Raw genomic sequence first — 11,684 nt, 5'->3', positions numbered from 1 at the left:
GGGGACGGGAGAAGGGCAAACGCCCTTACTCCTCAACCTCCGCATCCAGGAGTTCCATATTCAGGCCAAGGCCACGGACTTCTTTGACCAGAACGTTGAACGATTCCGGTACGCCCGCCTCGAAGTTGTCTTCGCCTTTGACGATGCTTTCATAGACCTTGGTCCGGCCTGCGACGTCATCCGATTTCACGGTGAGCATCTCCTGCAGGGTGTAGGCGGCGCCGTAAGCTTCCAGAGCCCAGACCTCCATCTCCCCGAAGCGCTGACCACCGAACTGCGCCTTACCACCCAGCGGCTGCTGTGTGACGAGCGAGTACGGACCGGTCGAACGCGCGTGGATCTTGTCGTCGACCAGGTGGTGCAGTTTCAGCAGATACTTGATGCCGACGGTGACCGGGCGGGCAAACTGCTCACCGGTGCGGCCGTCAAACAGGATCGACTGACCGGATTTGTCAAAGCCCGCGCGGACCAGCGCGTCATTAACGTCATCCTCTTTGGCACCGTCGAAGACCGGAGTCGCGATCGGTACACCACGGGCAACATTGTTGGCCGCATCGATCAGGTCGGCTTCGGACATATCCGCAATGCCTTCGTCATAGACGTCCTGACCATAGGCGTGATGCATCGCATCGCGCACCGGGGTCAGATCGCCTGAACGACGGTATTCCTGCAGCGCCTCATCCACCTTGATGCCGAGACCGCGTGCAGCCCAACCCATGTGGGTTTCAAGGATCTGACCGACGTTCATACGCGACGGAACGCCCAGCGGGTTCAGACAGAAATCGACCGGGGTACCATCCGCGAGGAACGGCATGTCCTCCATCGGAACCACTTTCGAAATCACACCTTTGTTGCCGTGACGGCCGGCCATCTTGTCGCCCGGCTGCAGCTTACGCTTCACAGCGATGAAGACTTTGACCATCTTCATCACACCCGGCGGCAGGTCGTCGCCGCGGCGGACTTTTTCGACCTTGTCTTCGAAACGGGCATCCAGAGCGCGCTTTTGCACTTCGTACTGCTCGTTCAGGGCCTCGACGATCTGGGCGTCTTTCTCGTCCTCAAGGGCGAGCATCCACCACTGACCGCGGCTGAGGGAGGCCAACAGATCCTCGGTGATTTCCGAGCCTGCCTTGATGCCTTTCGGGCCTTTGACAGCGGTCTTGCCGACCAGCATGTCCTTTAGACGGGCATAGATGTTGCGATCCAAGATCGCCATCTCATCGTCGCGGTCACGGGCCAGACGTTCGACTTCCTCACGCTCGATCTGCAGCGCACGTTCGTCTTTTTCGACACCGTGACGGTTGAAGACGCGGACTTCGACCACGGTACCGTAGTCACCCGGCTTCACACGCAGCGAGGTATCGCGGACGTCCGAGGCTTTCTCACCGAAGATGGCGCGCAGAAGCTTTTCTTCCGGCGTCATCGGGCTTTCGCCCTTCGGCGTGATCTTACCGACCAGAATGTCGCCCGGCTCAACATCCGCACCAATGTAAACGATGCCAGCCTCGTCGAGGTTGCGCAGCGCTTCTTCACCGACGTTCGGGATGTCGCGGGTGATCTCTTCCGGACCCAGCTTGGTGTCACGGGCGGCGACTTCGAATTCCTCGATGTGGATCGAGGTGAAGACGTCGTCACGCGCAATACGCTCGGAGATCAGGATGGAGTCTTCGTAGTTGTAGCCGTTCCAGGGCATGAAGGCGACGACGACGTTCTTACCGAGGGCCAGTTCGCCCATATCGGTCGACGGACCATCGGCGATAACTTCGCCCTTGCGCACTTCCTGACCCACTTTCACCAGAGGACGCTGGTTGATGCAGGTGTTCTGGTTGGAACGCTGGAACTTGCGCATACGGTAGATGTCAACGCCCGCATCGCCCAGCTCTAGATCGGAGGTGGCGCGGATCACGATACGCTGGGCATCGATCTGGTCGATGATACCGCCACGTTTCGCCATGATCGCAGCGCCCGAGTCGCGGGCCACGATTTCCTCGATACCGGTGCCGACCAGCGGCGCTTCCGCGCGCAGCAGCGGAACCGCCTGACGTTGCATGTTCGAGCCCATCAGAGCGCGGTTGGCGTCGTCGTTTTCAAGGAACGGGATCAACGAGGCCGCAACCGAGACCAGCTGCTTGGGCGAAACGTCGATCAGGTCAACGTTTTCGCGCGGCGCCAGCGTGTAGTCGCCGGACTGACGGGTCGAAACCAGATCGTTCTGGAATTTGCCTTCATCATCCAGGGTCGCGTTGGCCTGCGCCACGGTGTGACGCATTTCCTCGGTCGCGGACATGTAGTGCACTTCGTCGGTGACCTTGGCGTCCTTGACGACGCGGTAAGGTGTTTCGATGAAGCCATACTTGTTCACGCGGGCAAAGGTCGCCAGAGAGTTGATCAGACCGATGTTCGGGCCTTCCGGCGTTTCAATCGGGCACATCCGGCCATAGTGGGTCGGGTGAACGTCGCGAACCTCAAAGCCTGCGCGCTCGCGGGTCAGACCGCCCGGGCCAAGCGCCGAGAGGCGGCGTTTGTGGGTGACTTCCGACAGCGGGTTGGTCTGGTCCATGAACTGCGACAGCTGCGAGGAGCCGAAGAATTCGCGAACAGCCGCAGCCGCCGGTTTCGCGTTGATCAGATCCTGCGGCATCACCGTGTCGATCTCGACCGAGGACATACGTTCCTTGATCGCGCGCTCCATGCGCAGCAGGCCGACGCGGTACTGGTTTTCCATCAGTTCGCCAACGGAACGGACACGACGGTTACCCAGGTGGTCGATGTCGTCGATGTCGCCCTTACCGTCGCGCAGCTCCACCAGAGCCTTGATGCAGGAGACAATGTCTTCCTTGCGCAGGGTCCGCTGGGTGTCTTCGGCGTCCAGTGCCAGGCGCATGTTCATCTTCACACGGCCAACCGCGGAGAGATCGTAACGCTCGGAGTCAAAGAACAGGGTGTCGAACAGAGCCGAAGCCGCTTCGACGGTGGGCGGCTCGCCCGGACGCATCACGCGATAGATATCCATGAGCGCGGTGTCGCGGCCCATGTTCTTATCCATCGCCATGGTGTTGCGCATGTAGGGGCCGACGTTGACGTTATCGATGTCCAGAACCGGAATCTCGGTGACGCCCGCGTCCAACAGTTCCTTGACGGTGCCGCCGATGATCTCGCCGTCCTTGTCGTATTCCAGCGTCAGCTCGTCACCGGCTTCCACATAGATGGCGCCGTTTTCTTCGTTGATCAGATCCTTGGCAACGAATTTGCCGACGATCTGCTCGAAGGGCACCAGAAGTTCGGTGATCGAACCCTCGTCGATCATCTTCTTCACGGCGCGCGGTGTGACTTTCTTGCCCGCTTCGCAGATGATTTCGCCGGTTGCAGCGTCGACCAGGTCATAGGTCGGACGGGTACCACGGACGCGCTCGGGGAAGAACGGCGTGACCCAGCCGCGGCTTTTGTCCAGCTTGAAGGTGACGGTGTCGTAATAGGCATCCATGATGCCTTCCTGGTCCAGCCCCAGAGCGTACAGCAGGGTGGTCACAGGCAGCTTGCGGCGACGGTCGATCCGGGCAAAGACGATGTCTTTGGCGTCGAATTCGAAATCGAGCCAGGAGCCGCGATACGGGATGATGCGGCAGGCGAACAGCAGTTTACCCGACGAGTGCGTCTTGCCCTTGTCGTGGTCAAAGAACACACCCGGCGAACGGTGCATCTGGCTGACGATCACACGCTCGGTGCCGTTGACGACAAAGGTACCGTTCGGGGTCATCAGGGGCATATCGCCCATGAAGACGTCTTGCTCTTTGATGTCCTTGACCGAACGGGCGCCGGTGTCTTCGTCGACATCGAACACGATCAGACGCAGGGTGACCTTCAGCGGCGCCGAGTAGGTCATGTCGCGTTGCATGCACTCTTCGACGTCGTATTTCGGTTTTTCCAGCGCGTATTTCACGAACTCGAGCACGGAGTTTTCATTGAAATCCTTGATCGGGAAGACAGATTGAAAAACACCGTTGATACCTTCGCCGTCCAGCGGTGCTTCGGCGTCACCCGAGCGAAGGAAAAGATCGTAGGAAGATTTTTGAACCTCAATGAGGTTCGGCATATCCAGCACTTCGCGGATCTTGCCATAATATTTGCGAAGACGTTTCTGGCCAAGGAACGTTTGAGCCATGTCAGATGTCACCTTTCGAATTTCTCACCGGACAAGGATGCCGCCGGGCTTCGGCATCTTGCCCATACGAGATAGAGCGTTCGGATCAATTCATGGCCGCCGTCCCGAATGGCTGCCTCCCGATCCTGTGAACCGCGCCTAAGAAAGAGACCAAATCAAAAGGTCCCTTTCTGAGACAGGTTCGGCTGGACCCGGGTTTCCCCGGATCCAGCCAAATTCTAAGGGAGCGCAGAGCAAGATTTCGCAGGGAAACCGCTGCCCTTATGTCCCGCCAAAGGTGGCTTAGGCCACTTCGACTTCGGCGCCAGCTGCTTCCAGCTTGCCTTTGATGTCTTCGGCTTCGGCTTTGTCGATGCCTTCTTTGATCTTGCCGCCGGCTTCAACCAGTTCCTTGGCTTCTTTCAGGCCCAGGCCGGTGATCGCGCGAACTTCTTTGATCACGTTGATTTTCGAAGCGCCGGCGTTCTTCAGAACGACGTCGAATTCGGTTTTCTCTTCTTCAGCTGCGCCACCGGCGTCGCCACCAGCTGCAACCATCACAGCGCCGCCAGCTGCGGGCTCGATGCCATACTCGTCTTTGAGGATGGTTTTCAGTTCTTGTGCTTCAAGCAGGGTCAGACCAACGATCTCTTCTGCCAGTTTCTTCAGATCAGCCATTTTATCAGCTCTTTCCGTTTGTAAGTATGTGTTTCCAGCGTATGAACATTTGCTCCACGCCGGTCATTCAGTGCCAACCGCTTACGCAGCTTCCGCCTTCTCTTCGATGGTCGAAAGGATGCTTGCGATGTTGCTTGCAGGTGCGCCAACTGCGCCAGCGATGTTGGAAGCGGGTGCGCCAAGCATGCCTGCGATGGTAGCAATAAGCTCCTCGCGGGACGGCATTTTCGACACGGCTTCGACACCGGCACGGTCCAGAGCGTTCTCACCCATTGCGCCGCCGAGGATCTCAAACTTCTTGTTATCCTTGGCGAAGTCCTCGGCCACCTTGGCTGCTGCCACGGGGTCCTCGGAATAGGTCAGTACGGTCATCCCTGTCAGCAGGTCAGACATGCTTTCACACGGCTTACCCTCGAGGGCGATTTTGGCGAGCCTGTTTTTGGCAACACGCACGGCACCGCCCGCGTCACGAGCACGTGCGCGAAGGTCCTGCATCTCGGCAACTGTCAGACCGGTGTAGTGGGCTACGACCACCACGCCAGAGCTTTCGAAGATCTGGCCGAGTTCCTCGACCAATTTCTCTTTCTGGGCTCTATCCACAGTTCTCTCCAGGTTTTGGGGGGCTTGCGCTCCCCGGCTCTTTGATGTGCCGAACCAGATGGCCCGGCGTTCAAGTCCGCAATACGGGGTTAGCCAAAGTCGCCCGAGGGTATAGAAACCCTCGATCTATTGGTCTTTCCCGTCTCAGGAGGGAAATTAAGGCCCGATCGAGAGGCCACCCACCATCTTGGACGAAATGAAATAAAGCGCACGACGAATCGCACGCTTTACCTCATGGCCGTAGTTAAAGCGTTGAGACGTGATTTCCAAGCGGAAATTTGACCCACAGAGCAGTTCGCACTCAGGCCGCCGATCGCCCTGGCAGGGTCAGCACGGAGAGATCCAGCATTCGCGCCAGCGGCGCGGCCGTATCCACCTCTGCTTCTAAACATACACCATGGGCCCGCATGCGCGCCAGCACTTCGGGACGGACCCGGTGCAACCGGTTGTAAAGGGCCAAAAGCGCAGCCTCTCGCGCCGCCTCGGCGTGCCCCGCTGCCTCAATCTCCCGGATGCAATCTCCGACGTATTTGGTGAAGCCGCTGGACGCCAGGCGCCAGGCCATCTTGCGGCGCCAGCCCTCATACTCCGGGGCCAGGTAATGCAGCAGGTAAAGCCCGCTAGCGGCCCCCAATACGACTTCAGGCAAGCGCTGCCCCTCGGCGTCATGCGCCCAATGCTGGCGCAGATAGATATCCTGCAGCCCAGCCCGGATAAAGGATTTCCCCTGCGGGTGGCCGACAAGCCCCATCCGGCGCGGCCCAAACAGCGGCACATCCTCACCATAGACATCACGCCGGACCGCCCGTGGCATCGGGGTGCGGAACACGGTTTTCTCAGACCGTTCAAGCGCCGGAACCACTTCGGCGGTTTCAATCCGTAGCGCCTGTGTCTCCACCCCCTGCCCGGCCAGCGCTGCGCGGATATCACCAGCCCCGCCGTTCGCAAATAGAAACTCATCCGCATCGACGGACAGCACCCACCCAGAGGCGATCTGGCGATAGGCCCAGGTCAGCGCCCGGATCTGTCGCTTGGGAAAGCGGGCGCGCGCGGCAATGCCGATGCTGCGCCAGAACCCGGTTGTGCAGGGAATGCAGGTGATGGCTGGATGTGGGGAAAGTACAGGGATGGCCGGATCATCGGGATTGTCGAACAGCAGGATCAGACTGCGCGCGCCAAGGTCAAGATACCAGCTGGCAAAACGCAAAGTCTCCTCCAGCGGCTCATTGACCACTGCGATCAGATGCCAGGCATTGCTCCCCTCTGCCATCCGCTGCTCCTCTAAGAAACGGCCCACCAAACAAAAAAAGGGCGGCGCCAACGGCACCGCCCTTCGACATTTATCATGCCAGCTTATTCGCTGACAGCTTTTTCCACGTCGACGGTGACGCCCGGGCCCATGGTCGAAGACAGCGCGATCTTCTTCATGTAAGCGCCCTTGGCACCCGACGGCTTTGCCTTGGCAACAGCCGAAACAAAGGCGCGGACGTTTTCGGCCAGCTTGGCTTCGTCGAAGGAGGCTTTGCCGACACCTGCGTGCACAACGCCGCCTTTTTCCGCCTTGAACTGAACTTCACCGCCTTTGGCTGCTTCCACGGCCGCTTTCACGTCCATGGTCACGGTGCCAACCTTGGGGTTCGGCATCAGGTTGCGCGGGCCGAGGATCTTACCCAGACGGCCGACGACAGGCATCATGTCCGGGGTTGCGATGCAGCGATCAAATTCGATGGTGCCGCCCTGGATGGTTTCCATCAGGTCTTCGGCGCCAACGATGTCCGCACCGGCTTCCTTGGCTTCGTCCGCCTTGGCGCCACGTGCAAAAACAGCAACGCGCATGGATTTGCCGGTGCCGTTGGGCAGACCGATCACACCACGAACCATCTGGTCGGCGTGACGGGTGTCGACACCCAGGTTCACGGCGATCTCGATGGTTTCGTCGAATTTCGAAGTGGCGTTGGCCTTCACCAGGGCAACAGCTTCTTCGATGGTCAGGTTCTCTTTGCCAGCGAAGGCTTCGCGCGCTGCGCGGGTACGTTTACCGAGCTTTGCCATCTTACTTCACCTCGATGCCCATGGAGCGGGCGGAGCCCAGGATGATCTGCATCGCCGCTTCGATATCGTTGGCGCTCAGATCTTTCATTTTCGCTTCGGCGATTTCCTTCACCTGAGCAGCGGTCACCGTACCAACGGTTTCACGGCTCGGGGTCTTGGCACCGGATTTCACCTTGGCAGCCTTCTTCAGGTAGTAAGACGCGGGCGGCGTCTTGATGTCCATGGTGAAGGACTTGTCCTGATAGTAGGTGATCACGGTCGGGCACGGCGCGCCGGGCTCCATGTCTGCGGTCTTGGCGTTGAACGCCTTGCAGAATTCCATGATGTTGATGCCGCGCTGACCCAGAGCCGGACCAACCGGCGGGGAGGGGTTCGCTTGACCTGCAGGAACCTGCAGTTTCATTGTACCAGCAAGCTTCTTGGCCATCTGGTTTCTCCTTATCCAACACCCTCGGGACGCGTCCTTCGGGCCTTACTGTTGTGTGGTCTGGTCCGGGTGCCGCGGCCCCCTCGCCTCCCACGATGTACGCGCACCGCACAAACGGCGCGCCAAAATCACATCAGGCCTGTTTGGTGACCTGTGTGAAATCCAGTTCGACCGGGGTTTCCCGGCCAAAGATCGATACGGTGACCTTGAGCTTCTGATGCTCGTCGTCGACCCCTTCGACAGTGCCGTCGAAATCCTCGAACGGGCCGTCGTTGACCTTGACCCGCTCACCGATCTCAAAGGAGATCAGGGTACGCGGTGCTTCTTCGCCTTCCTGAACTCGGTTCAGGATGCCGTTCACCTCGGCGTCGCGCATTGGCATCGGACGACCCTGCGGACCAAGGAAACCGGTCACGCGGTTGATCGAGTTGATCAGGTGATAGCCCTGATCGGACATTTCCATGTGCACCAGCACATAGCCCGGCATGAAACGGCGCTCGGTCGAGACTTTTTTGCCTCGACGAACCTCGATCACCTCTTCTGTGGGGACCAGAACTTCGTCGATTTCGTCCTCAAGACCATTTTCGGCAACCGAGGCGCGGATCTGCTCTGCGATTTTCTTTTCGAAGTTCGAAAGAACGCTGACCGAATACCACCGTTTCGCCATGAGCCTGATCGTCCTTGTTTTGCCGGGCGCGCTGCGCCGCCTTCACTTAAATTCGCTATCAGCCTCGGGACTGACCCTTTGGCTGTGCCCTAACAAAAATCGGCGCGCAACACGATTCGCCGCACGCCCATGCCAGAGTTACCGGCTCACCTACCGTCCAAAGGGATCAAGATCAAGAGGTAGGGAGGTATTTCCATGCAAGGAAACCCCTGCTCCGGAATCACCCTGCGGCTGTCAGCCGAACATGCCCAGGATGCCGGTCAGACCGGTGCGGATCAGCAGGTCGACCAGAGCAAAGAACACAGCCGTCAAAGCCGCCATGACAAAGACCATCACGGTGGTCAGCAGCACTTCGCGGCGGGTCGGCCATACGACTTTGCCAACTTCAGCGCGAACTTGCTGGATGAACTGAACGGGATTTGTGGTGGCCATGTGGCTTGGTCTCTCTGCTAGCAGGTTCGCCGGGATTTAGCCGTTGCGAGCGCTGAATTCAAGCCCGGAAGCACGCAACGCCTTCACTCAACGCCGCAAGCAGGAGCCAAAACGGACCAAATCGGCTGCGTCTTTTTTACCTGCTGCGGTCGCGAACAAGATCAATCCGATATTAATGCTCTTCCTTCATGGTCGGGACCAACGCCCCGTAAGCCACCAGAAGGTGCAGAGGCTGACCATAGCGTGCAATTGAGACAGGATGCCATGACCATCGCAACTTCTATGAACGAGGCTCAGCGCCTTGAACGCGACGCAAAGCTGGATGACGCAGCGCTCGTCTACACCGATATTCTGAACCGGTTTCCCAAAAATGCGCGGGCACGCAAGGCTCTGGAAGCCCTGCAGCAGCGGATGCAGCATGAACAGGAACTCCCGACCGACGCAAAAGAAAAACTGTCGGCCAGTTTCGCAGCAGGTCACTACCCACAAACGGCCTCTGTCTGCGCCACCCTCCTGAATACTTACCGCAAGTCTCACTTTCTTTGGGATACACTGGGTCAATGCCACCTCCACTCCGGCAATCTGGATGAAGCCGCAACCTGCCTCAACAAGGCGTGCGAGCTAAATCCGCGTGCGCCGGGCACCTATTCGGCAATGGGCGACGTCTGCGCCAGAATGGGCCGCACGAGTGATGCGATTGCCCTCTATAAAAAAGCCCTGTCGCTCGATTCCGATCACATTGTCGCCTTGAACAATCTGGCCAATCTGCTGGCAGGCCAGGGGCAGCAAGGCGAAGCCGCGCAACTGCTTGAACGTGCTTCCTCATTGGCCCCGAATAATCCGAGCCTGATCTACAACCACGCCAACACTCTGCGCCGCCTTGGGGATCTGGCCAAGGCCAAGACCCTGTTCGAAAAAGCCGCCACGCTGAACCCCGATTTGACCGAAGCACGCTTCAATCTGGGTCAAATGGAATTGGCTGCCGGCAATCAACATGAGGCCATCCGCAATTTCGAGGCCGTGTTGCAAACAAACCCCGGGAACGACCGTGCCCGCGTCCAGAAACTGCACATGATGGCACAACTGAACGACTGGAACTGGGTCACTGAATACAACGAACACCGGCGTCATCTGGGATTGCAGGGAACCTCTTGCGCACCCTTCATCATGATGACCCTTGAGGACAATCCGGATTTGTTGCGCCTGCGCACCCAGGCCTATGCTAACGAGCGGTTTGGTAATCGGCCTGCAGCGAAACCGGCGCGGGTTGCCAAACGTCCCCAAAAGCTGCGTATTGGCTATTTTTCCTCCGATTTTCACAGTCACGCAACCATGCACCTCATGGGCGGCTTGTTCTCACGTCATGACAGCACCCAGTTCCATATCAGCGTCTATTCCTATGGCGCCGCCCCTGCCGACAGTGAACAGGAGCGCGTGGCCCGCAATGTTGCGCAATTCCGCAATGTCGCGGGCCTACCGGACAGCCAGCTCCTGGATATTGTCCAGTCAGATGGACTGGATATTGCGGTTGACCTGAAAGGCTTCACCGGAGACACCCGAACCGAGCTGTTCGGCAACCGCCTCGCACCGCTTCATGTGTCCTATCTCGGCTATCCCGGCACCATGGGGACCACCGCTTTTGACTACCTGATTGGCGATGCAATGACCTGCCCCCCCGGCAGCGAGCGTTTCTTCGAAGAGCATCTGATCCGGATGCCGAACAGCTATCAGGTGAACGATCAGGATCGCGAGATTTCCGGCAAACAGTACACCCGGCGTGAGTGCGGACTTCCTGACACTGGCACCGTCTTCTGCTGTTTCAACAACAGCTACAAAATCACACCCCGGGAATTCGAGAGCTGGATGCGGCTGCTAAATCAGTCAGAAGGCAGCGTCCTGTGGCTGCTGGACAGTGGGGAAACCTCGAAGCAAAACCTGCGCCGCGAAGCACAGGCACGCGGGGTCGATCCGGACCGGTTGATCTTTGCCCCCCGCATGCCGCACGCTGAACACTTGGCCCGGCATCGCGCCGCAGACCTGTTCCTCGACACATTTGCCGTCAACGCCCACACCACCGCGAGCGATGCGCTCTGGGCTGGGTTGCCGGTGCTGACTATGCCCGGACGCCAATTCGCCGCCCGCGTCGGGGCCAGCTTGGTCAATGCAGTCGGATTGCCGGAGCTCATCGCCAAGGACGAAGCCGACTACGAAGAAAAAGCTCTGACCCTGGCCAATGATACGGAAGCCCTGGTCGCGCTGCGCGGTAAGCTGATGAGCAAGCGTCTGAAATCGCCTCTCTTTGACACGGACAGCTTTGCCCGTGATCTGGAGCAAGGTTTCAACATGATCTTTGACCGTCACTTGCAGGGACTGCCCCCGGCACATGTCGACATCCCAAGCCACCGGCAACACAAAACCTTGTCGAGCGAAGCGCGGGCCAGTGCAGCGGCCTGATCAGACACCCGGAACCTGCTAGAGATTCAATAGGCCGCAGAGGTTACCCACTGCGGCCTTTGTCGTGCCGCCGATCCACGCAGCGCTTCGGCCCAGCACCTGCGATGTTGCGCGCAACCGCAACGAATTCTCAGATGTCCGCATGTCCATGCTTTCAGCACTGCATTTTGCGGACTTCCTACTCCCAACGGGGCAGAAGGGCGCTATGCATACGCACATGGCGAGCCATCCGG

9 protein-coding genes are annotated in these 11,684 nt (G+C 59.0%); 1 reads left to right on the top strand and 8 read right to left on the bottom strand.

Going from position 1 to position 11,684, the window contains the following annotated elements; genetic code table 11:
- Nucleotides 1-25 precede the first annotated feature (25 nt).
- From rpoB to secE, 8 genes are all read right to left on the bottom strand, one after another.
- Nucleotides 26-4,162, bottom strand: a complete 4,137-nt coding sequence (gene rpoB / locus SM766_RS18570; RefSeq protein WP_065271486.1) for a DNA-directed RNA polymerase subunit beta — start codon at nucleotides 4,160-4,162, stop codon at nucleotides 26-28.
- Nucleotides 4,163-4,444: 282 nt separating this feature from the next.
- On the bottom strand, nucleotides 4,445-4,819 hold the full coding sequence (rplL, locus tag SM766_RS18565; protein WP_065271487.1) for a 50S ribosomal protein L7/L12: 375 nt from the start codon (nucleotides 4,817-4,819) through the stop codon (nucleotides 4,445-4,447).
- Nucleotides 4,820-4,900: 81 nt separating this feature from the next.
- Nucleotides 4,901-5,419, bottom strand: a complete 519-nt coding sequence (gene rplJ, locus SM766_RS18560) for a 50S ribosomal protein L10 (protein ID WP_065271488.1) — start codon at nucleotides 5,417-5,419, stop codon at nucleotides 4,901-4,903.
- A gap of 301 nt (nucleotides 5,420-5,720) precedes the next feature.
- Nucleotides 5,721-6,689: a glycosyltransferase family 2 protein gene (locus SM766_RS18555; RefSeq protein ID WP_368948745.1), complete on the bottom strand. Its 969-nt coding sequence runs from the start codon at nucleotides 6,687-6,689 to the stop codon at nucleotides 5,721-5,723.
- Nucleotides 6,690-6,772: 83 nt separating this feature from the next.
- The gene (gene rplA, locus SM766_RS18550; RefSeq protein ID WP_065271490.1) at nucleotides 6,773-7,471 is read right to left on the bottom strand and encodes a 50S ribosomal protein L1; all 699 of its coding nucleotides are present in this window, start codon (nucleotides 7,469-7,471) and stop codon (nucleotides 6,773-6,775) included.
- 1 nt (nucleotide 7,472) lies between these two features.
- Nucleotides 7,473-7,898, bottom strand: coding sequence for a 50S ribosomal protein L11 (gene rplK, locus SM766_RS18545; protein WP_065271491.1), 426 nt, complete (start codon nucleotides 7,896-7,898; stop codon nucleotides 7,473-7,475).
- A 133-nt stretch (nucleotides 7,899-8,031) separates the two neighbouring features.
- Entirely contained in the window at nucleotides 8,032-8,565 is a 534-nt protein-coding gene (nusG, locus tag SM766_RS18540) for a transcription termination/antitermination protein NusG (RefSeq protein WP_065271492.1), read from the bottom strand.
- A gap of 234 nt (nucleotides 8,566-8,799) precedes the next feature.
- Nucleotides 8,800-8,997 (bottom strand): preprotein translocase subunit SecE, encoded by a 198-nt coding sequence (secE, locus tag SM766_RS18535; protein ID WP_065271493.1) that lies wholly within the window; start codon nucleotides 8,995-8,997, stop codon nucleotides 8,800-8,802.
- Between the two features lie 264 nt (nucleotides 8,998-9,261).
- Between secE and SM766_RS18530 the strand changes: the two genes are divergently transcribed.
- Nucleotides 9,262-11,451, top strand: a complete 2,190-nt coding sequence (locus tag SM766_RS18530; protein WP_368948744.1) for an O-linked N-acetylglucosamine transferase, SPINDLY family protein — start codon at nucleotides 9,262-9,264, stop codon at nucleotides 11,449-11,451.
- Nucleotides 11,452-11,684: the final 233 nt, after the last annotated feature.

The organism is Pseudophaeobacter sp. A-200-2 (assembly GCF_041008815.1).
GTDB classification, from domain to species: Bacteria; Pseudomonadota; Alphaproteobacteria; order Rhodobacterales; family Rhodobacteraceae; genus Phycobacter; species Phycobacter gallaeciensis_A.
Note: the sequence above shows the minus strand (reverse complement) of the source record. Positions and strands in the feature narration are given on the sequence as shown.